Annotated in this window: 20 protein-coding genes; 8 read left to right on the top strand and 12 right to left on the bottom strand. The window is 73.3% G+C overall.

All coding sequences use genetic code 11. The features are described 5' to 3' along the window. Window positions 1-25 precede the first annotated feature (25 nt). Window positions 26-787 (top strand): SDR family oxidoreductase, encoded by a 762-nt coding sequence (locus tag ACFYXE_RS32220; protein WP_361171860.1) that lies wholly within the window; start codon window positions 26-28, stop codon window positions 785-787. A gap of 21 nt (window positions 788-808) precedes the next feature. Here ACFYXE_RS32220 and ACFYXE_RS32215 read toward each other — a convergent pair whose 3' ends face one another. The 6 genes from ACFYXE_RS32215 to ACFYXE_RS32190 form a co-directional block, all read right to left on the bottom strand. Beyond that, window positions 809-1,228, bottom strand: coding sequence for a hypothetical protein (locus ACFYXE_RS32215; RefSeq protein WP_389318703.1), 420 nt, complete (start codon window positions 1,226-1,228; stop codon window positions 809-811). Between the two features lie 11 nt (window positions 1,229-1,239). Next, a complete protein-coding gene (locus ACFYXE_RS32210; RefSeq protein WP_389318701.1) occupies window positions 1,240-2,667 on the bottom strand; it encodes a purine-cytosine permease family protein in 1,428 nt (475 codons plus the stop codon). A 94-nt stretch (window positions 2,668-2,761) separates the two neighbouring features. Then, a complete protein-coding gene (locus ACFYXE_RS32205) occupies window positions 2,762-3,697 on the bottom strand; it encodes an ABC transporter substrate-binding protein (protein ID WP_389318699.1) in 936 nt (311 codons plus the stop codon). Window positions 3,698-3,708: 11 nt separating this feature from the next. After that, entirely contained in the window at window positions 3,709-4,380 is a 672-nt protein-coding gene (locus ACFYXE_RS32200) for an ABC transporter permease (RefSeq protein ID WP_361171848.1), read from the bottom strand. 1 nt (window position 4,381) lies between these two features. Further along, the gene (locus ACFYXE_RS32195; protein ID WP_389318696.1) at window positions 4,382-5,029 is read right to left on the bottom strand and encodes an ABC transporter permease; all 648 of its coding nucleotides are present in this window, start codon (window positions 5,027-5,029) and stop codon (window positions 4,382-4,384) included. Further along, window positions 5,026-6,159, bottom strand: a complete 1,134-nt coding sequence (locus ACFYXE_RS32190; protein ID WP_389318694.1) for an ABC transporter ATP-binding protein — start codon at window positions 6,157-6,159, stop codon at window positions 5,026-5,028. Before ACFYXE_RS32190 ends, ACFYXE_RS32195 begins: the two co-directional genes overlap by 4 nt. 131 nt (window positions 6,160-6,290) lie before the next feature. On the opposite strand from ACFYXE_RS32190, the gene ACFYXE_RS32185 reads away from it, so the two are divergent. Together ACFYXE_RS32185 and ACFYXE_RS32180 are read left to right on the top strand one after the other, a co-directional pair. Next, window positions 6,291-7,850 carry an aromatic amino acid ammonia-lyase gene (locus tag ACFYXE_RS32185; RefSeq protein WP_389318692.1) on the top strand — a complete coding sequence of 520 codons (1,560 nt, stop codon included), beginning with the start codon at window positions 6,291-6,293 and terminating at the stop codon, window positions 7,848-7,850. Then, the gene (locus tag ACFYXE_RS32180) at window positions 7,847-8,680 is read left to right on the top strand and encodes a MurR/RpiR family transcriptional regulator (protein ID WP_361171839.1); all 834 of its coding nucleotides are present in this window, start codon (window positions 7,847-7,849) and stop codon (window positions 8,678-8,680) included. Before ACFYXE_RS32185 ends, ACFYXE_RS32180 begins: the two co-directional genes overlap by 4 nt. Before the next feature lie 79 nt (window positions 8,681-8,759). On the opposite strand, the gene ACFYXE_RS32175 is transcribed toward ACFYXE_RS32180, so the two are convergent. From ACFYXE_RS32175 to ACFYXE_RS32150, 6 genes are all read right to left on the bottom strand, one after another. Continuing rightward, entirely contained in the window at window positions 8,760-9,134 is a 375-nt protein-coding gene (locus ACFYXE_RS32175; protein WP_361171836.1) for a hypothetical protein, read from the bottom strand. A gap of 78 nt (window positions 9,135-9,212) precedes the next feature. Beyond that, window positions 9,213-9,650, bottom strand: a complete 438-nt coding sequence (locus ACFYXE_RS32170) for a roadblock/LC7 domain-containing protein (RefSeq protein ID WP_361171833.1) — start codon at window positions 9,648-9,650, stop codon at window positions 9,213-9,215. 61 nt (window positions 9,651-9,711) lie between these two features. After that, window positions 9,712-10,530: a transcriptional regulator gene (locus ACFYXE_RS32165; protein WP_361171830.1), complete on the bottom strand. Its 819-nt coding sequence runs from the start codon at window positions 10,528-10,530 to the stop codon at window positions 9,712-9,714. Further along, complete coding sequence (locus ACFYXE_RS32160; RefSeq protein WP_389318688.1) at window positions 10,527-10,997, bottom strand: hypothetical protein; 471 nt, start codon at window positions 10,995-10,997, stop codon at window positions 10,527-10,529. The genes ACFYXE_RS32165 and ACFYXE_RS32160 overlap by 4 nt, the downstream gene beginning before the upstream one ends. Before the next feature lie 234 nt (window positions 10,998-11,231). Then, window positions 11,232-12,596, bottom strand: a complete 1,365-nt coding sequence (locus ACFYXE_RS32155) for an APC family permease (protein WP_389318686.1) — start codon at window positions 12,594-12,596, stop codon at window positions 11,232-11,234. A 116-nt stretch (window positions 12,597-12,712) separates the two neighbouring features. Further along, on the bottom strand, window positions 12,713-14,098 hold the full coding sequence (locus tag ACFYXE_RS32150) for a diaminopimelate decarboxylase (protein WP_389318684.1): 1,386 nt from the start codon (window positions 14,096-14,098) through the stop codon (window positions 12,713-12,715). Window positions 14,099-14,269: 171 nt separating this feature from the next. Here ACFYXE_RS32150 and hutU point away from each other — a divergent pair, with 171 nt between their 5' ends. The 5 genes from hutU (at window position 14,270) to ACFYXE_RS32125 (ending at window position 20,490) form a co-directional block, all read left to right on the top strand. Continuing rightward, window positions 14,270-15,934: a urocanate hydratase gene (gene hutU / locus ACFYXE_RS32145; RefSeq protein ID WP_389318682.1), complete on the top strand. Its 1,665-nt coding sequence runs from the start codon at window positions 14,270-14,272 to the stop codon at window positions 15,932-15,934. Between the two features lie 86 nt (window positions 15,935-16,020). Then, entirely contained in the window at window positions 16,021-17,223 is a 1,203-nt protein-coding gene (locus ACFYXE_RS32140) for an allantoate amidohydrolase (protein ID WP_389318680.1), read from the top strand. Next, window positions 17,220-18,572 carry a formimidoylglutamate deiminase gene (locus tag ACFYXE_RS32135; RefSeq protein WP_389318894.1) on the top strand — a complete coding sequence of 451 codons (1,353 nt, stop codon included), beginning with the start codon at window positions 17,220-17,222 and terminating at the stop codon, window positions 18,570-18,572. Before ACFYXE_RS32140 ends, ACFYXE_RS32135 begins: the two co-directional genes overlap by 4 nt. A 41-nt stretch (window positions 18,573-18,613) precedes the next feature. Beyond that, on the top strand, window positions 18,614-19,795 hold the full coding sequence (gene hutI / locus ACFYXE_RS32130) for an imidazolonepropionase (RefSeq protein WP_389318678.1): 1,182 nt from the start codon (window positions 18,614-18,616) through the stop codon (window positions 19,793-19,795). Continuing rightward, entirely contained in the window at window positions 19,792-20,490 is a 699-nt protein-coding gene (locus ACFYXE_RS32125; RefSeq protein ID WP_389318676.1) for an aspartate/glutamate racemase family protein, read from the top strand. Before hutI ends, ACFYXE_RS32125 begins: the two co-directional genes overlap by 4 nt. The last annotated feature ends 104 nt before the right edge of the window (window positions 20,491-20,594 follow it).

Below are 20,594 nucleotides of genomic sequence, written 5' to 3'. Positions count from 1 at the left end.
CCGCAACCGCACCGGGAGTTCACCCATGTCGTACGAGACCGCGCAGGACCGCACCGCCGTCGTCACCGGAGCCGCGAGCGGCATCGGCGAGGCCACCGCCCGGCTGCTCGCCGCCCGGGGCGCCCGGGTCGCGCTGCTCGCCCGCCGCGCGGACCGGCTCGACGAGCTGGCCGCCAAGATCGAGGCGGACGGCGGCCGGGCCCTTGCCGTGCCCGCCGACCTCACCGACCAGGCGTCGGTGGACGCCGCCGCCGAGCGCGTGCACGCGGCGTACGGCCGCGTCGACCTGATCGTGAACTCGGCGGGCGTCATGCTGCCGAACCCGGTCACCGACCACCGCGTGGACGAGTGGCAGCGCATGCTGGACACGAACGTGGCGGGCGCGCTGCGGATCATCGGGGCGTTCACCCCCGACCTGATCGCGGCGGCGGCCGACGGCCGGGTCGCCGACCTGGTCAACATCTCCTCGATCGGCGCGCACATCCCGTTCACCCACTACGCGGTGTACGGGGCGACGAAGGCCGCGCTGACCTACCTGTCGGAGTCCCTGCGCACCGAGCTCGGCCCGCGCGACGTGCGCGTCACCAACGTCGAGCCGGGCTTCACCGACACCGAGCTGCGCGGGCACATCGACAACGCGGAGCTCGGCGGCCAGCTGGAGGGCATGTTCGGTGCGGTCGGGTCGCTGGCCCCGGCGGACATCGCCGACCTCATCGCGTACGCGACGAGCCGTCCGCGCCACGTCAATCTGCGTCAGCTGATCGTGCTGCCCACCCGCCAGGCGTGAGCCGCCGGGGCGCTCGGCGGCTCAGTCGTCCCACTCCGAGGCGCGCTCCCTGCGGCGGCGGCCGAAGTCCAGGCCGCGCAGGGAGTGCACCGCGTTCACGCCGAAGATGCCGGCCCAGGAGACCAGGAGTCCGGTCAGACCGGCGTTGACCACGGCGATCGCGGAGAGCGGGATCGCGAGGATCAGCGAGATGACGCCGAAGCCGAAGCGCTCGCTCCAGGAGTCGACGGGGTTGCCGGGGGAGCGGGCGCCGCGGGCGACGACCATCTGCTGCTCGGCCAGATGGCGGCGCATCCGGCGGTCGATCGTGCCGTCAAGGCGCTGCTCGACCTTCCCGAGGAACGAGTCGACCAAGGCGGAGTCGTACTCTTCGCCGAGCTCTCTGCGGGCGTGCAGAGTGGCGTCGAGTTCCTTCTTGAGTTCGGCGTCACGGGCTTCCATACCCGGTCACGTTACGGCGCGGAGGCCTCCGTGGCGGTGGGGCTAACCCCCCTTTCCGTCCTGGGCCCTGCCCCCGGGACGGGCGGATTGCGCCGGGCCAGCGCCCAGTACAGGACCGCGGGCACCACGAGTCCCACGATCCACGAGATGTCGGCGCCGCCCAGCGGATCGACCAGTGGCCCCGTGTAGAAGTGCGTGACGAGGAACGGCAGCTGGGCGAGCAGGCCCACGCCGTAGACCAGCAGCGCGTCCCGGCGCCACGCGCCGTACCGGCCGTGCGGGTCGAAGAGCGCGGGGATGTCGTACCGCTCGCGGGAGATCAGGTAGTAGTCGACCAGGTTGATCGCCGACCAGGGCGTGAAGAAGGTCAGCAGGAACAGCAGGAAGTCCTTGAAGGACGTCAGGAAGCTGTCCTTGCCGAGCAGCGCGACCGCGGTGCCCGCCACCATGATCACCGCGATGTACGCGGCCCGGCCGCGCGGCCCGAGGACCTTCTGGCCGCGGAAGCCGCTGATGCTCGTGACCATCGACATGAAGCCGCCGTAGGTGTTCAGCACGTTGATGGTCAGCTTGCCGAGCGCGATCACGAAGTACAGGAAGGAGGCGATCAGGCCGGTGCCGCCGAGGCCCACGACGTAGCCGACCTGGTCGGTGAGGAAGGCGTCGCCCGCGCTCGCGGCGACCAGGACGCCGAACGTCATGGACCACTGCGAGCCGAGCGCCGAGCCCGACAGCGTCCACCAGAAGGTGGCCCGCGCCGATGTGGTGCGCGGCAGGTAGCGGGAGTAGTCGGCGACGTAGGGGCCGAAGGCGAGCTGCCAGGACGCCGAGAGGGACACGGCGAGCAGGAACATCGGCAGGTCGAAGTGGGCGTCGGAGAGCAGCGCCGACAGGTCCACGCGGTCCAGGAGGCGGATGCCCAGGTAGACGAAGGCGAGCGCGCAGATCACGCTCGCCACCCGGCCGAGGACGTGGATGACGCGGTAGCCGACCGCGGCCATGACCGCGGTGAGGGCGGCGAAGAGCACGATGCCGGTGGTGTCGTCGGTGTGCGTCAGCCGTGCGGTGGCCTGTCCGGCGAGCACGCTGCCGCTCGCGAAGAACCCGACGTACATCACGATGACCAGGAGCAGCGGGACGACCGCGCCCTTCACGCCGAACTGCGCCCGGGACTGGATCATCTGGGGCAGGCCAAGCCGGGGGCCCTGCGCCGAGTGCAGGGCCATCACCGCGCCGCCGAGCAGGTTGCCGAGGACGAGGCCGGCCAGCGACCAGACCACGTCGCCGCCGAAGACGACGGCGAGGGCGCCGGTGACGACCGCGGTGATCTGCAGATTGGCGCCGAGCCAGAGCGTGAACTGGCTGACCGCCGTGCCGTGCCGTTCGTCGTCGGGGACGACGTCGATGGAGCGCCGCTCCACCAGGTCCTCTGCTGCCATGCCGATCGGCTCCCCTCGCCGTGCCGCCAACTTCCGTGTCGCCCCGGCCTTTTGACCGGGGCGCTGTCGGGCCGGGCCTCCTGTCGGGCCGGGCCTACTTCTTGGTCAGGCCGTGCCGGGACGCCCAGTCGTCGGCGACGTCCTCGGGGTCCTTCTTGTCCTTGTCCACCAGGCGGTTGAGCTCGGTGAGGTCCTCGGTGGTGAGCAGCGCGCCGAGCCGGGCGAGCGCCTTGCGCACGGCCGAGTCGGCCCTGCGGTCGGCGACGAGCGGGACGACGTGCTGGCCGGGCACGAGGTTCTTGGGGTCGGTGAGGACCACCCAGTGCTCGGCGGCGATGTCGGTGTCGGTGGTGAAGAGGTTCGCGACGTCGACGTCGCCCTTGCGCAGGGCGCCCTTGACCAGCGGCCCCGAGGAGTCCAGGGACTTGAACTCCTTGAACTCGACGCCGTACACCTCCTTGAGGCCGACCGCGCCGACCGTGCGCTTCTTCACCTCGGGGGCCGCGCCGATGACCAGCTTGCCGTTGTGCTCGGCGAGGTCGGCCAGGGACTTCAGCCCGTACTTCTTCGCGGTCTCGCGCGTGACGACGAACGCGTCGGAGTCCTCGGCCCGCCCGTAGGGCAGGATCTGCAGGCCGCGCGGCAGCCGCATGGCGAGGGCGTTCTGCATCTCGCCCTCCTCGGTGGCCTTCGCCTTGGGGTCCAGGTAGTGCAGCAGGGCGCCCTGGTACTCGGGCAGCAGGTCGATGTCGCCGCCCTTGAGGGCGGGGATGAGGATCTCGCGGGTGCCGAGGTTGGGGCGGACGTTCGTCTTGATGCCGTCGGCGGCGAGGGCGGCGGCGTAGAGGTACCCGAGGACCTGGTTCTCGGTGAAGTTGGCGGTGCCGATGGTGACGCCGTCCTTGCTGGAGCCGCCGCCGCCCCCACCGCCGCCGTCGCCGTTGAGCGAGGTGATGCCGCCGCTGCAGGAGGCGAGCGCGGGGACGGACGCGGTGGCGAGGAGGCCGCCGAGGAGAGTTCTGCGGTTCATGGTGGGTGCTCCTAGGCCTGCGGGGCGGGGCGGTGGCGGAAGAGGGCGCGCTGGAGGGCGGAGAGCGCGAGGTCGAGGACGACGGCGACGACCGCGACGAGCACGGCGCCGCCGAGCACCTGGACCAGGTCGCGCTGGGCGAGCCCGTCGAAGACGTACCGGCCGAGCCCGCCGAAGGAGACGTACGCGGCGATGGTGGCCGTCGCGACGACCTGGATCAGCGCGAGCCGCAGCCCGGTCATGATCAGCGGCAGCGCGAGCGGCAGCTCGACCTGGAACAGGACCTGGTGGCCCCGCATGCCCTGGCCGCGCGCGGCGTCCCGCACCTCGGGGTCGACGGCGGTCATGCCCGCGTACGTGTTGGTGACGATGGCGGGCACCGCGAGGGCGACCAGCGCGATGTAGACGGGCCACATGGACAGGCCGCTGGCGAGGAAGACCAGCACGACCAGGCCGACGGTGGGCAGCGCCCGGCCGAACGAGGACAGGTTGATGGCGACGAACGCGCCGCGGCCGGTGTGCCCGATGAGCAGGCCGAGCGGCAGCGCGATGGCGGCCGCGACGAGGGTGGCGAGCAGCGAGTACTGCAGGTGCTCGACCAGGCGGTGCCCGATGCCGTCGGCGCCGGTCCACTGTTCGCCGCTGACCAGCCAGGCGCCGAGGTCCTTGAAGAGTTCGTACATGTCAGGCACTCCTGCGGCGGCGGGTCCAGGGCGTCAGGACGTACTGGAGGGTGACGAGCAGCGCGTCCGCGACGAGGGCGAGCAGCAGGGTGAGGACGACGCCGACGATCACCGGGGTGGGGAAGTTGCGCTGGAAGCCGTCGGTGAAGAGCTGGCCGAGGCCGCCGTCGCCGATGTACGTCGCCACCGAGACCAGCGAGATCGACATGACCGTCGCGATCCGTACGCCCGCCATGATCACCGGCAGGGCGAGCGGGAGCTCGACGGTGAGCAGCGTGCGCAGCGGGCGGGTGCCCATGGCCTTGGCGGCTTCCTTGGTCTTCGCGGGGACGGAGTCCAGGCCCTCGACGGTGTTCCGCAGCAGCACGACGAGCGTGTAGAGGGTCAGGCCGACGACGGTGGTGGTCCGGGTGAGGCCGCTGACCGGCAGGAGCAGGACGAAGACGGCGATGGAGGGGATGGTGAACAGGATGTTGGAGAGCCCGAGGAGGAGGCCGCGCAGCGGCCGGACGCGGTGCGCGAGCACCGCCAGCGGGAGGGAGATCAGCAGCCCCAGGGCCACCGCGGAGAGGGCGGCCTGGAGGTGGGTGAGGGTGAGGCTGGTCAGATCGTCGGTGTGGTCGCCTATCCACGACCAGTCGACGGTCACGAGGTCTCCTTCAGGGGCGTCGCGGCGCCGGATGCGGGGGACGGCCCGGGGGCGCGGGGTGCGCGGTCGGCCCCCACCGGCTCGCGGTCGGACACCGACCGGCCCTGCTCGTGCGCCGCGCCCGCGGACGCGTGGATGTCGTCCCGCGACGAGACCCCCGTCAGGCGGCCCTGCGCGTCGACCCGGGCGACCAGACCCGCCGGGGCGGATATCGACTCGTTGAGCGCGGAGAGCAGCGAGTCGCCGTCGCGCAGCGGGCGTACGGGGACGTCGGCGGACTCCCCGTCCTTGTGCCGCCAGGCCAGGGGAGCCCCCGCCGGGTCGAGGCGGAGCGTCCATGCGCCGCCCTCCGGCGCGGGACCCTGCGGGACGCCCTTCAGCGTCGACAGGGACAACAGCTTCAGGCCGCGCTCCGCGCCCAGGAAGTCCGCGACGAAGTCGTCCGCGGGGCGGGCGAGCAGCTCGGCGGGCTCGGCGCACTGCACGAGGTGGCCGCCGGTGCGGAAGACGGCTATGCGGTCGCCGAGCCGTACCGCCTCGTCGATGTCGTGCGTGACGAAGACGATGGTCTTGTTCAACTCGCGCTGCAGGCGCAGCAGTTCGTCCTGGAGCTGGGTGCGCACCACCGGGTCGACCGCGCCGAAGGGCTCGTCCATGAGCAGCACGGGCGGGTCGGCGGCGAGCGCGCGGGCCACGCCGACGCGCTGCTGCTGGCCGCCGGAGAGCTGGTGCGGGTAGCGCTTGCCCGCGTCGGGGGCCAGGCCCACGGTCTCCAGGAGTTCGGCGGCGCGGGCCCGCGCCTTGCGGCGGCCCCAGCCGAGCAGCAGCGGCACGGTGGCGACGTTGTCGAGGACCGTGCGGTGCGGGAAGAGGCCGGCCTGCTGGATCACGTAGCCGATGGAGCGGCGCAGCTCGGCCGCGTCCTGCTCCAGGACGTCGCGGCCGCCGACCCGGATGGTGCCCGAGGTCGGATCGACCATCCGGTTGATCATCCGCAGGGTCGTCGTCTTGCCGCAACCGGAAGATCCGACGAGGACGGTCACGCCGCCGTCGGGCATCTCCAGGGTGAGGTCGTGGACCGCTGTGGTGCCGTTCGGGAAGCGCTTGTGGACCGTATCGAATTGGATCATGTGGAGTCCCTTGCCCGGCTGTATATCGTCATGCAGAGTTCTTGCTGTCTGAATAGGTTGTCAATGCCCCGGCGTGAATCGCTCGTCATCGGTGGCCGACGGGCAAGACGAAGAGTCCGGTTGAGGAGGATTTGCGAGTGAAGTCGTCTCGTATCGCGGACACGGCGGCCGGCGACAGGGAAGCGGTCGTCGTCCTCGACGGCCGGGGACTGATGGTCGCAGACGTCGTACGCCTGGCCGAATCCGAGGCCCGCCCGGTGCCGGCCACCGACGGCATGAAGCGCGCCGAGGAGTCCTGGAACGCCGCGCGCGAGATCGCAGCCTGGGGCCGCGTCTACGGCCGGTCCACCGGAGTCGGCGCCAACCGGAACGAGGCCGTGCCCACCGAGGCGGCCGCCGACCACGGCCTGCGGCTGCTGCGCTCGCACGCCGGGGCCATCGGCGCCGAGCTGCCCGCCCGCCAGGTCCGCGCCATGCTCGCGGTCCGCGCCAACCAGCTCCTCGCGGGCGGCGCGGGACTGCGCCCCAGCGTCGTCACCGCCCTGTGCCGGGCACTGGAGACCGGCGCCCACCCCACCGTCAACGAATTCGGCTCGGTCGGCACCGGCGACATCGCCGCCCTCGCCCAGATGGGCCTCGCGCTGGCCGGTGAGCACCCCTGGCGGGGCACGGGCGCACCCCCCGAGCCGCAGCCCCTGGACAACAACGACGCCCTCGCCCTGATCAGCAGCAACGCCCTCACCCTCGGCCAGTCCGCGCTCGCCCTGCACGAGCTGCGCGGCCTGATCGGCGCGACCCAGGTGGTCGCCGCGCTCTCCCTGATGGCCGTCGACGGGTCCTACGAGGCGTACGCGCTGCCCGTCCACGAGGCCCGCCGCCACCCCGGCTCGTACGCCGTCGCCGAGCGCATGCGGACCCTGCTGGGCGCCCCCGACCGGCCCACCCCGCCGCTCGGCCGCATCCAGGACCCCTACGGCTTCCGCTGCGTGCCGCAGATCCACGGCCCCGCCCACGACGCGGCCGACGCCCTGGAGGACGTCCTCACCGTCGAGATCAACGCCGCCGCCGAGAACCCGCTGATCTCGCCCGAGGACATGGCCGCCTACCACCACGGTGGCTTCTACCTCGCCCAACTCGCCCTGGCCCTGGACCACTTCCGGCTCGCCGTGACCCAGGCCGCCCGCCTGTCGACCTCGCGCCTGTCCACCCTGAACGAGCCGGCCTTCACCCGCCTGCGCCCCTTCCTCGCCGACGGCGAGGCCGCCTCGTCGGGCGTGATGATCCTGGAGTACGCGGCCGGGGCCGCCCTCGGCGACCTGCGCGCCTTCTCCGCGCCCGCCTCCCTCGGCCACGCGGTGCTCTCCCGCGGCGTCGAGGAGCAGGCCAGCTTCGCCTCGCTCGCCGCCCGCCAGACGCTGCGCGCCTGCGAGGCCTACCGCATGGTGGTGGGCTGCGAACTGGTCGCCGCCATCCGGGCGTTGCGGCTGCGTGACATGCGCCTCGACCCCGGCACCCCGCTCCTCGAAGCCTTCGAACTCGCCGACTCCGTACTGGAAGCGGAGGTCGCGGACCGGCCCCTGACGGATGATGTGACGGCGGCGGCCGCACTGCTCGACCGGTTCACCCGGCTGTGGTCCGGGCTCGGCGCGGGAACGACTGCGGGTACGGACATTCTGAGGGGGACGGCATGAGCGACAGCCCGGCCGCGCGACTGCAAGTGCTCTTCGAGGGCCACCGGCTCACGCCCACCCAGCGGCGCATCGCGCACTGCATGGTGCGCAGGGCCGCCGACGCGCCCTTCCTCTCCAGCGTGGAGCTCGCCGAGCTCGCCGGGGTCAGCCAGCCCTCCGTCACCCGCTTCGCGGTCGCCCTCGGCTTCGACGGCTACCCGGCCCTGCGCCGGCACCTGCGGGACGTCGCCCCCGCCGGGGCCACCGGCGCGACGGCCGCCAACGAGTACCAGCAGGCCGTCGAGGCCGAGATCGAGAACCTGCGCCACCTGGCCGAGGTCCTCGCCGACCCGGCGCCCGTCGAGCGCGCGGGACGGCTGCTCGCCGCCTCCCGCCCGCTGCCCGTCCTCGGCCTGCGGGCCGCCGCCTCCCAGGCGTACGGCTTCTCGTACTTCGCCGCCAAGGTCCACCCCGACGTGCGCCTGCTCGACGAGGGCGGCACGATGCTCGCCGACCGCGTCGACGCGGCGGTGCGGGCCGGCGCCACCGCGCTGCTCTGCTTCGCGCTGCCCCGCCACCCCCGCGAGGTCGTCGACGCGCTGTCCTACGCGCAGGGCGCGGGCCTGACCGTGGTCACCGTCGCCGACTCCGCCTTCGCCCCGGTCGCCGCCCACTCCGACCTGCTGCTGCCCGCCGCGGTCGGCACCGGCCTCGCCTTCGACACGGCCTGCGCGCCGATGCTCCTGGGCCGGGTCCTCCTGGAGGCCCTGTGCGACGGGCTGCCGGACGCGCAGGCCCGCCTGGAGGAGTTCGACGCGGGTGCCGCCGCCCGCGGCCTCTTCGTGGAGTAGCCCGGAACCCGGCCCCCGCACGCACGACGGCGACGCCGCGCCCGGGGGGAGCGCGGCGCCGCCGGGCGGCCCGGAGTCCTCAGACGTCCAGGCCGGTCTCGATGCGCCGCAGCTGGTGGCGGGCCATGGCCAGGTTGGCGCGGTCCTTGTCGAGGGCCAGGTAGAGGAAGAGGCCGTTGTTGTTGCGGCCCTTCATCAGCCGGATGAGGTGGTACTGGCTGCCCAGCGAGATGAGGATGTCCTCGATCTCGTCCTTCAGGCCCAGCAGTTCCATGGTGCGCAGCTTGGCGCGCACCACGTCGGTGTTGCCGGCCGCCGCCACCTGGAGGTCCATCTCCTTCCCGCCCCCGATCGTGCCGAGAGCCATCCCGCTCGTGTAGTCGACCAGGGCGGCACCGATGACGCCCTCGATCGAGGTGGTCGCATCCTTGAGTGCGGTCTCCGTGTCGGTCATGTGCTTGGCACTTCCTTTCCGTCTGCTGCCGGTCGCCCGCGGTGAGGGGGACGACGAGGGTGTGGTGGGGGTCATGGGTCAGGTTTCCTCCGCTCGTTCGACGGCGGCGTCGACCAGCTCTCCGATGAGCGCGCTGGAACGGCGGGCCTCCAGGTGCAGCCGGCCCACGTTGATACGGGGCTCGGCGAGCAGCGTGAGCACGGCGGACGAGCCGGCCGCGTACGTGGCCACGTAGCCCTGCTCGCCCCGGATCAGCAGTTCGCGGAAGCCGCCCTGGTGGGTGGCGTCGGAGAGCCGCAGGGCGACGCCGAGCGCCGCCGCGGTGAGCGCGCAGACGCCCTCCGCCTCCACGTCCCCGGCGTCCTGCGCGAGCAGCAGGCCGTCGACGCTGGCGGTCAGGGCGCCGCGGAGCTGGGGCATCCGGGTCCGCAGCCGTTTCAGTTCGCCGAGTACGTCGGCTTCGGCAGCCACCAGCTCTCTCCTCCCTGCGCGCTTCCAGGGCGCGAAGAACTTCATGCGGACGGGGGCCCGGGCCGGGTGGCGACCGCGGGGCACACGGCGCCGGCGGCACCGGCGTTCACAGCGCCTCCAGTGCGTCGCGGAGCCGCCGCAGCAGGGCGATGTCGGGCTCGGTGTCGTCGGCGGGGCCCGGGAAGGGCAGGACGGCGGGCGCCGGTCCGGCCGTCGCCACCGGCGGCTCCGGGGGCTCCACCAGGCCGGCCGCGGCGAGCCGCCTGACCTCGATCAGGGTGTGGAACGTGGGGCGGCCGAGCGCCCAGGCGATGGCCGTCGGGGTGCGGATGCCGTCCGCGAGCCGCAGCAGGGCCCGCTGGCGCACGGTGACGGGCTGCCCGGGGGCCGGCCGCCGGGGCACGACCGGGGCGGTGTCGAGGTCGGGGCAGGGCCAGATGCTGTCCAGGAGGGCCCGGCGCCGCCAGGTCTCGCGGACGACCGCCGCGGCGGGCACCGGGCGCACCCGGCCCAGCCAGTGCGCGACGCCGTGCCGGAACCGGGTGGGCCCGCCGGCCGCCCCGAGCACGAAGAAGGCGGCGTCGAAGAGCGCGCCGAGGTGGCACACCTCCAGCTCGCCCGCCGCGACCCGGCCGCTGTCGACCAGTTCCCGGCCCACCTCGTGCCGGGTCCCCGCGCGGGACAGGGCGTCCTGCCAGCCCTGTGCGGCGAGTGCGCCGCCCGCCGTGAGCAGGACGTCGATGCCGGGTGCCGCGGGGCTCTCGGCGTGCACGACCCGGCCCTCGACGAGGTAGAGGGTGCCCTGGTCGCGCAGGAAGGCGCCGGTGGCCCCCTCGGCGGCGAGCCGGGTCAGCAGCGGCGAGGCGACGAAGGCGTCGGCGGAGCACGGGACGACGGCGGGCTCGGTGGCCTGGAGGGCGGTCATCCCAGCACCAGCCGCTCGGCCAGGCTGCGCAGCCGCAGCCGGGCCATGGCGAGGTTCCCGGTGTGCCGGTCGAGCCAGAGGTAGAGGAAGACGCTGCTGTCGAAGGTCGTCTCCACGTAGCGGATCAGGTGGAATCCGGTCCGCGTGGTGAGCATGAGGTCCTCGACGGGCAGGCCCTTGGGGTCCGCGCCCTCCCCGGACGCGCCGCCCGCGGGACCCGTGCCGCCCGTATCGCCCGTACCGCTCGGCGCGAAGTCGTCGTCGGGGTCCTCGACCGGGGCGAACGCCTGGTACTCGGCGGCGGAGCGGGCCACCTCGGCGGTCTCGGCGGCGGTCGCCTCGTAGTCCCCGTTGGGGGAATCGCCGACCGAACCGAGCGCGAGTCCGCTGGTCCAGTCGACGATCGCGGCTCCACGGGCACCGGGCAGTGTCATGGCTTCGTACAGACACTCGTCGATTCCGGGCACGCGGCCTCCCCATCCCCAAGGTGAAACCGGGTGGTCCCCACCACCCGACCGGGCGGTTCCCCACCACCCGGTGGGGAGGAAAGTACGCAGCGGAGCCGAAGTCCGGTGCCGATTGGGCATATTCCGCGGGAAGGCGTTCGAGGCCGACAGGACGCGTTCGAAGACGGTCCGTCAACGGTCCACCCCTGACCGAATGTGTCGGTCAGGGGATCGAGTCGTCCCCCGCTGCGATGCTCACTGTTCGCCGCGGGCCTTGAGTACCACCTTGTTCACGCCCCAGAGCCCGATGCCGATGGCGATGAGCACCCCGGCGCGGATGTAGACCTCGGCCGGGCGGTCCGCCAGCGGGCTCGCGAGGATCAGCGCGGTGATCGCGCCGAGCACCGGCAGGACCGTCGGCGCCCGGAAGTGCCGGTGCTCGACCGGGTCGCGGCGCAGCACCAGCACCGAGACGTTGACCACCGCGAACACGCACAGGAGCAGGAACGCCGTGGTGTCGCCGAGCCCCTCGATCTCGCCCGTGGAGACCAGGCCGATCGCGAGCAGCGAGACGAAGACGATGCCGACGACGGGCGTGCGGCGCTCGGAAAGGACCCGGCCCATGGCGCGCGGCAGGATGCGTTCGTTGGCCATGCCGTAGCAGAGCCGCGAGGCCATCATGATGTTGATGAGCGCCGAGTTGGTGACCGCGAACAGCGCGATCAGGGCGAACAGTTTGTGCGGGAAGTCGACGCCGCCGGCCTTCACGACCTCCAGGAGCGGGCCGCTGGACCCCTCCAGGGTCTTGTAGTCGACCAGGAGCGAGGAGACGAGCGCGACCAGGACGTAGATGGTGCCGGTGACCGCGACGCCGATGAAGATGGCGCGCGGGAAGGTGCGGACGGGGTCCTTGGTCTCCTCGGCCATGTTGACCGAGTCCTCGAAGCCGACGAAGGCGAAGAAGCCGAGCGCGGTCGCGCCCAGCACGCCGGTCATCAGGGCGTAGCCGGTGCCGTTCGCCTCGAAGTCGGTGAGCCGCGAGGGCTCGCCGTCCCCGGACAGCACGGCGTACGCGCCGATCGCGAGGATGATCATGAGGCCGGTGAGCTCGACGAGGGTGAGGACCACGTTCGTCTTCACCGACTCCGAGACGCCCCGCATGTTGAGCGCGGCGAGCAGCACGATGAAGGTGATCGCGATCAGGGTCGGCGGCAGCGCGTCGTTCGTCAGCTCGCCGAGGTAGTCGCCGCTGAAGGCGCGGGCGGCGGCGCTCGCCGAGGAGAGCCCCGAGCACATCACCATGAAGGCGATGATGAAGGTGAGGAAGGGCGTCTTGAACGCCTTCTGGGTGTAGAGCGCGGCACCGGCCGCCTTCGGGTACTTGCCGACCAGTTCGACGTAGGACGCCGCGGTCAGGATGGCCACCACGAAGCCGATCGCGAACGGCAGCCACAGCGCGCCGCCGACCTTTCCCGCGACCTTGCCGGTGGTGGCGTAGATGCCGGTGCCGAGGATGTCGCCGATCACGAAGAGGATCAGCAGTCTGGGGCCGATGGCGCGGTGCAGCGCGGGTTCCTCTTCCGGCTGCGGTGCGGTGGTGGACGGGTCCGACGTCGTCACGTGAGCCTCCCCCGAGAACGTGGCCTGGGAGAGTGGGTCTGCCCGTGATCCACGTCACTATGCGCGAGTTGAGGAAGCTCAGAGCCTGCGGGCGGCCCGGCCGCGGCCCGGCGGGCTCACAGGTGCCGCAGCGCGTCGCGCTCCGCGCCGCCCGCCTCGGCCACGATCTCGTCGGTCGTCTGCGGCGCGCGCACCACGGCGAACCGCACCGTGTCGCCGTCGATGGCGAAGCCGTGGACACCGGGCCGGGTCAGGCTGTTGTACGAGTAGTGCTGGGCGAAGTAGTAGGCGCCGGTGTCCAACGCCGCCACGTAGTCGCCCTGTTCGAGCAGCGGCAGCGGGCGGTTCTCGGCGAGCAGGTCGCCCGCGAAGCAGGCCGGGCCCGCGACGTCCTGGCCGACGACCGGTCCGCTCCTGGGGCGGCCCTGCGCGTCGAACGCGGCGATCCGCAGCGGCCACGACGCGGGCGCGTACACGGTCCGCGTCGCCACCTGCACGCCCGCGTGCGTCACCGCGACGGGCCTGCCGCCCGCCTCCTTGGCGTACTCGACGCGGGCGAGGACGGTGCCGTGCTTGGCCAGCAGCGAGCGGCCGAACTCGGTGACCAGGCCGTAGCGCCCGTCCAGCAGTCCGGGCACCCGGGCCTTGAGGCGGCGCGCGTACTGCGCGTGGGTCGGGGTCTCCTCGTCCGAGCCGAAGTTGACGGGCAGGCCGCCGCCGATGTCGACGGTGTCGACCTGGCGCCGCCCGGCGCGCCCGTTGATCTCCTCGGCGAGTTCGTACGTCGCCGCGACGCCCCGCACCATCATCTCCAGGGGCATGCCCTGCGAGCCGGAGTGCGCGTGCAGGCGGGTCAGCCACGGCCGGTCGAGGAACGCCCGCACCACCCACTCCCGCGCGCCCTCGTCGCGCAGCGGCACACCGAACTTGGAGGTGGCCGTCGCCGTCGACAGGGCGCCGATCGCGCCCCCGCCGATCTGCGGGTTCACGCGGATGCCGACGGGCGAGCCGGTGCGGGCCGACTGGATCATCGCGTCGATCCGGGTGAGCTCCTGGGGGTTGTCCGCGTTCACCGCGATGCCGAGGGCCAGGGCCTCGCGCAGTTCCGCCGGGGTCTTGGCGGGCGAGTCGAGGACGGTCTCGGCGGGGGGTATCCCGGCGGCCCGGGCCAGGGCCAGCTCGCCGGGGCTCGCCACCTCGGCGCCGATGCCCGCCGAGCGCAGCAGCCGCAGCACCGGGACGAGCGGGGTCGCCTTGACCGCGAAGGCGTGCAGGACGGGGGTGCCGGGCGGGACGACGGCGTCGAAGGCGGCGTGCAGGGCGGCGGCGCCCGCCCGGATCCCCGCGGTGTCGAGCAGGCCGGCGACGGGGGCCGCGGGGCCCACCACGCCCTGTTCGACGGCGGCGCGCACGGCCCGGTCGCGGCGGGCGGCCGCCTCGGCGCCCGAGGTGGTGGCGGTGGCCGCCCGGAGGTGCTGTGTGCGGTCGTCGTCGTGGCCCATTGATCCATCCCATCATCCGGGGCGGGGCCCTGCTGCCGTACTCGTGCATTCGTTCGCTATTGACTAGCTCTATTCATGACCTCAGGATGTGAATAACAAGGTCACATCGAGCGGGTGCGCAGCGGCCGGACCGGGCCGGCTCGCCCGCGGCTTCACCGAGGAGGCACCGCCATGTCAGGACCCCGCCCCGTACGGGCCCCGCGCGGTACGGAACTGAGCGCCCTGGGATGGCAGCAGGAAGCCGCCCTGCGCATGCTGCAGAACAACCTGGACCCCGAGGTCGCCGAGCACCCCGACAAGCTCGTCGTCTACGGCGGCACCGGCAAGGCCGCCCGCGACTGGCGCTCCTTCGACGCGATGGTCCGCACGCTGCGCACCCTCAAGCAGGACGAGACGATGCTCGTCCAGTCCGGCCGCCCCGTCGGCGTCATGCAGACCCACGAGTGGGCGCCGCGCGTCCTGATCGCCAACTCCAACCTGGTCGGCGACTGGGCGAACTGGGAGGAGTTCCGCCGCCTGGAGCAGCTCGGCCTCACCATGTACGGCCAGATGACCGCCGGTTCATGGATCTACATCGGCACCCAGGGCATCCTCCAGGGCACCTACGAGACGTTCGCCGCGGTCGCCGCCAAGCGGTTCGGCGGCACCCTGGCCGGCACCATCACCCTCACCGCGGGCCTCGGCGGCATGGGCGGCGCCCAGCCGCTGGCCGTCACGATGAACGACGGCGTCGCCCTCTGCGTCGACGTCGACCCGCGCGCCATCGAGCGCCGCATCGAGCACAGGTACCTGGACGTGCGCGCCGACTCCCTGGAGCACGCGCTCCAGCTGGCCGTCGAGGCGCGGGACGCCCGCCGCCCGCTCTCCATCGGCCTGCTCGGCAACGCGGCGGAGCTGTTCCCGCGGCTGCTCGCCGAGGGCGCCCCGATCGACATCGTCACCGACCAGACCTCGGCGCACGACCCGCTCTCCTACCTCCCCCTCGGCGTCGACTTCGACGACATGGCGACGGCCGCCGAGAAGGACCCGGCCGGCTTCACCACCCGCGCCCGGGAGTCCATGGCCCGGCACGTCGAGGCCATGGTCGGCTTCATGGACGCGGGCGCCGAGGTCTTCGACTACGGCAACTCGATCCGCGGCGAGGCGCAACTGGCCGGGTACGAGCGGGCGTTCGCCTTCCCCGGCTTCGTCCCCGCCTACATCCGCCCGCTCTTCTGCGAGGGCAAGGGCCCCTTCCGCTGGGCCGCCCTGTCCGGCGAGGCCGCCGACATCCACAAGACCGACAAGGCGCTCCTGGACCTCTTCCCGGAGAACGAGTCACTGCACCGCTGGATCAGGATGGCCGGCGAGCGCGTCCACTTCCAGGGCCTGCCCGCCCGCATCTGCTGGCTCGGCCAGGGCGAGCGCGACAAGGCGGGCGACATGTTCAACGACATGGTCGGCAACGGCACGCTCGCCGCGCCGCTCGCCATCGGCCGCGACCACCTGGACTGCGGCTCGGTGGCCTCCCCGTACCGCGAGACGGAGGCCATGCTGGACGGCTCCGACGCGATCGCCGACTGGCCGCTCCTGAACGCCATGGTGAACGTCGCCTCCGGCGCCTCCTGGGTCTCCCTCCACCACGGCGGCGGCGTCGGCATGGGCCGCTCGATCCACGCGGGCCAGGTCTCCGTCGCCGACGGCACGGCGCTCGCGGGCGAGAAGATCCGCCGCGTCCTGACGAACGACCCCGGCATGGGCGTCATCCGGCACGTGGACGCGGGGTACGACATCGCGGAGTCCGTGGCGGACGAGAAGGGCGTGCGGATTCCGATGCGGGAGGGTGACGGCGCGTGAGCCTGCCGCACGGCCGGGGGGCCGACGAGCCGGCCCCGTCGCCTCCGTCGCCTCCGTCGCCTCCGTCGCCCCCGTCGTTCCAGGAGATGTGGCGGGACCTGGCCCCCATCGGGCGGGACGCCGGTTCGCTCGGCTACCGCCGCTACGCCTGGACGGAGGCCGACGCCGACTGCCGTACCTGGTTCAAGGCGCAGGCCGAGTCCCGCGGCCTCGCCTACGAACTGGACCGCAACGGCAACCAATGGGCCTGGCTCGGCGACCCGAAGCAGGGGGACGCCGTCGTCACCGGCTCCCATCTGGACTCCGTCCCCGACGGCGGCGCCTTCGACGGCCCCCTCGGCGTCGTCTCCTCCTTCGCCGCCCTGGACGAACTGCGCTCCCGGGGCGCCGAGTTGACCCGGCCGCTCGCCGTCGTCAACTTCGGCGACGAGGAGGGCGCCCGCTTCGGCCTGGCCTGCGTGGGCTCCCGGCTCACCGCCGGACAGCTCACCATCGAGGCCGCGCACCGGCTCAGGGACGGCGACGGCGTCACGCTGCCGCAGGCGATGGAGGCGGCGGGCTACGACCCGTACGGGATCGGCCCCGACCCCGAACGCCTCGCCCGCATCGGCGCGTTCGTGGAACTGCACGTCGAGCAGGGCCGCGCCCTGGACCTGACGGGCGACCCCGTCGGCATCGCGAGCGCCATCTGGCCGCACGGCCGCTGGCGCTTCGACTTCCGCGGCGAGGCCAACCACGCGGGCACCACCCGCCTGGTCGACCGCCGCGACCCGATGCTCACCTACGCGGAGACGGTCCTCGCCGCCCGCCGCGAGGCCGAGCTCGCGGGGGCGGTCGCCACCTTCGGCAAGATCTCCGTCGAGCCGAACGGCGTCAACGCCATCCCCTCGCTCGTCCGCGGCTGGCTCGACTCGCGCGCGCCCGACCAGGAGTCCCTGGACACGGTCCTCGCGGGCATCGAGAAGGCCGCCCGCGGCTACGCGGACCGGCACGGCATCGACCTCGACGTCGTCCGCGAGTCCTTCACGCCCGTCATCGACTTCGAGGACGCGCTGCGCGACGAGCTCGGCGCGATCCTCGGTGCGGGCGCCGCGCGGCCGCTGCCCGTCCTCGGCACCGGCGCGGGACACGACGCGGGTATTTTGTCCGGCTCCATCCCGACCGCCATGCTGTTCGTACGGAACCCCACGGGCGTCTCGCACTCCCCGGCCGAGTACGCCGCCGAGGACGACTGCCTGGCCGGGGTGACGGCACTGGCCGACGTACTGGAAGGGCTGGCGTGCAGGTGACCACGGAGACCTACTGGCTGGAGCAGGCCTGGCTCGACCCGACGGTGGAGCCGGGCGTGCTGGTGGAGGTGACGGGCGACCGCGTCACGGCCGTCCGCAGGGGCGTCGACGCGCCCCCGCCCGGGGCGGCCGTGCTGCGCGGCCTGACCCTGCCGGGCCTGGCCAACGCCCACTCGCACGCCTTCCACCGCGCCCTGCGCGGCACCGTCCAGGTCGGCTCCGGCACGTTCTGGACCTGGCGCGAGGTCATGTACGCGGTGGCGGACCGCCTCACCCCGGAGTCGTACCACCGGCTCGCGCGCGCGGTGTACGCGGAGATGGCGCTGGCGGGCATCACGACGGTGGGGGAGTTCCACTACCTCCACCACGGGCCCGGCGGCGTCCCGTACGCGGACCCCAACGCGATGGGCGAGGCGCTCGTCCAGGCCGCGGCGGACGCGGGCGTGCGCATCACGCTCCTCGACACGGCCTACGTCGCCTCCGGGCTGCTCGACGCGGAGCGCGGCAAGCCGCCCAACCGCCACCAGCTGCGCTTCTCCGACGGCACGACGGACGCCTGGGCCGAGCGCGTCTCCTCGCTCAAGGAGCGCCCGCACGCCCGGATCGGGGCGGCCGTGCACTCCGTACGGGCCGTCCCCGCACGGCAGTTGGGGACGGTGGCCGAGTGGGCGGCGGCCCGCCGGGCGCCCCTGCACGTCCACCTCTCCGAGCAGACCGCGGAGAACGACGCGTGCCTGGCGGTGCACGGCCGCACGCCGACCCGGCTGCTCGCCGACCACGGCGTGCTCGGCGCCCGCACCACGGGCGTCCACAACACCCACCTCACGGACGAGGACATCGCCCTGCTCGGCGGCACCTCGTCCGGCACCTGCATGTGCCCGACCACCGAGCGGGACCTGGCGGACGGCATCGGGCCCGCGGCGCGGCTGCAGCGGGCGGGCAGCCCGCTCTCCCTGGGCAGCGACAGCCACGCGGTGATCGACATCCTCGAAGAGGCCAGGGCGATGGAGCTGAACGAACGGCTCCGCTCGCACACCCGAGGGCACTGGACGGCGGCGGCGCTGCTGCGCGCGGCCACGGCGGACGGCCACGCGGCGCTGGGCTGGCCCGACGCGGGCGTCATCGAGCCGGGCGCGCTCGCCGACCTCACCACGATCGCCCTGGACTCGGTGCGCACGGCGGGACCGGTGCCGCGGCTCGCCGCGGAGACGGCGGTGTTCGCCGCGACGGCGGCGGACGTCCGGCACACGGTGGCGGGCGGCCGTCATGTCGTACGGGACGGGGCGCACACGCTGGTGCCCGACGTGGCGGGGGCGCTGGCGGAGGCGGTGGCGGCGCTGAGAGATTGACGCGCTTCCCCCGTCCGAGCCCCTGCCACCCCGGAGCCCTCATGACCACCACCGTCATCACCAACATCGCAAGCCTCGTCACCAACGACCCCTCGCAGGGCGACGGAAGCCCCCTGGGCCTCCTCACGGACGCGGCCGTCGTCCTGGACGGCGAGCGCGTCGCCTGGGTGGGTCCCAGTGCCAAGGCCCCCGCGGCGGACCAGGCCCACGACGCGCAGGGCCGCGCCGTCATCCCCGGCTTCGTCGACTCCCACTCCCACCTGGTCTTCGCCGGCGACCGCACGCAGGAGTTCAACGCCCGTATGTCGGGCCGCGCGTACTCGGCGGGCGGCATCCGCACGACCGTCGCGGCGACGCGGGCGGCCACGGACGAGCAGTTGGAGGCCAACGTCACCCACTACCTGGCGGAGGCCCTGCGCCAGGGCACGACGACGTTCGAGACGAAGTCGGGCTACGGCCTGACCACCGAGGACGAGGAGCGGGCCCTGCGCATCGCCGCCCGCCACACCGAGGAGGTCACCTTCCTCGGCGCGCACATCGTCTCCCCGGACCACGCCGACGACCCGGCGGCGTACGTGGAGCTGGTGACGGGCGAGATGCTCGACGCCTGCGCCCCGCACGCCCGCTGGATCGACGTCTTCTGCGAGAAGGGCGCCTTCGACGGCGACCAGGCCCGCGCGATCCTGACGGCGGGCCGGGCCAAGGGCCTGCACCCCCGCATCCACGCCAACCAGCTGTCGTACGGCCCCGGCGTGCAGTTGGCCGTCGAGCTCGACGCGGCGTCGGCCGACCACTGCACGCACCTCACGGACGCGGACGTGGACGCCCTGGCCCAGGGCGACACGGTCGCCACGCTCCTGCCCGGCGCGGAGTTCTCCACCCGCGCCGCCTGGCCCGACGCCCGCCGCCTCCTGGACGCGGGCGCCACGGTCGCCCTCTCCACGGACTGCAACCCCGGCTCGTCCTTCACCTCCTCGGTCCCCTTCTGCATCGCCCTGGCGGTACGGGACATGGGGATGACCCCCGACGAGGCGCTCTGGTCGGCCACGGCGGGCGGCGCGGCGGCCCTGCGCCGCACCGACATCGGCACCCTCACCCCCGGCACCCGAGCCGACCTCACCCTCCTGACCGCCCCCAGCCACGTCCACCTGGCGTACCGGCCGGGGGTGCCGTTGGTGGGGGAGGTGTGGCAGCGGGGGCGCCGGGTCGGCCACGAGGCATGAGGACCATCGGACTCATCGGTGGGATGAGTTGGGAGTCCAGTGCCGAGTACTACCGGCTCGTCAACACGTTCGTGCGGGAGCGGCTCGGGGGGCTGCATTCGGCTCGCTGCGTGTTGTACTCCGTCGACTTCGCCGAGATCGAGCGGCTGCAGGTCGCGGGGGAGTGGGAGCGGGCCGGGGACGTGCTGGCCGGGGCGGCGCGGGGGCTCGAGGCGGCCGGGGCCGAGCTCGTGCTGATCTGTACGAACACCATGCACAAGGTGGCCGCGCAGGTGGCGGACGCGGTCTCCGTGCCGCTGCTGCACCTCGGCGATGCCACCGCCGGTGCGGTGCGCGCGGCGGGGGTGCGCCGGGTCGGGCTGCTCGGCACCGCGTTCACCATGGAGCAGGACTTCTACCGGGACCGCCTCACGGGGCACGGGCTCGACGTGCTGGTGCCGGACGCGGCGGGGCGCGCGGTCGTGCACCGGGTGATCTACGAGGAGTTGTGCCTCGGCGTGGTGCGCGAGGCCTCGCGGGACGCATACCGGGACGTCATCGGGGAACTCGTACGTCGAGGGGCCGAGGGCGTGATCCTCGGGTGCACCGAGATCGAGCTGCTGATCGGGCAGGAGCACAGCCCGGTGCCGGTGTTCCCGACGACGCGGCTGCACGCGCGGGCCGCGGTCGAGGCGGCGCTCGCCCCCGACGGGTGACATCCGGGACAGAGCAAACAGAAGAACAGCACACCGAGTACACCGGGTGCGCGGGGGCGGATACGGCTGTGGGGCCCGCCGTGTTCGTCCGGCGGGCCCCACAG

The organism is Streptomyces sp. NPDC002564 (assembly GCF_042889645.1).
In the GTDB taxonomy this organism is placed as follows: domain Bacteria; phylum Actinomycetota; class Actinomycetes; order Streptomycetales; family Streptomycetaceae; genus Streptomyces.
Note: the sequence above shows the minus strand (reverse complement) of the source record. Positions and strands in the feature narration are given on the sequence as shown.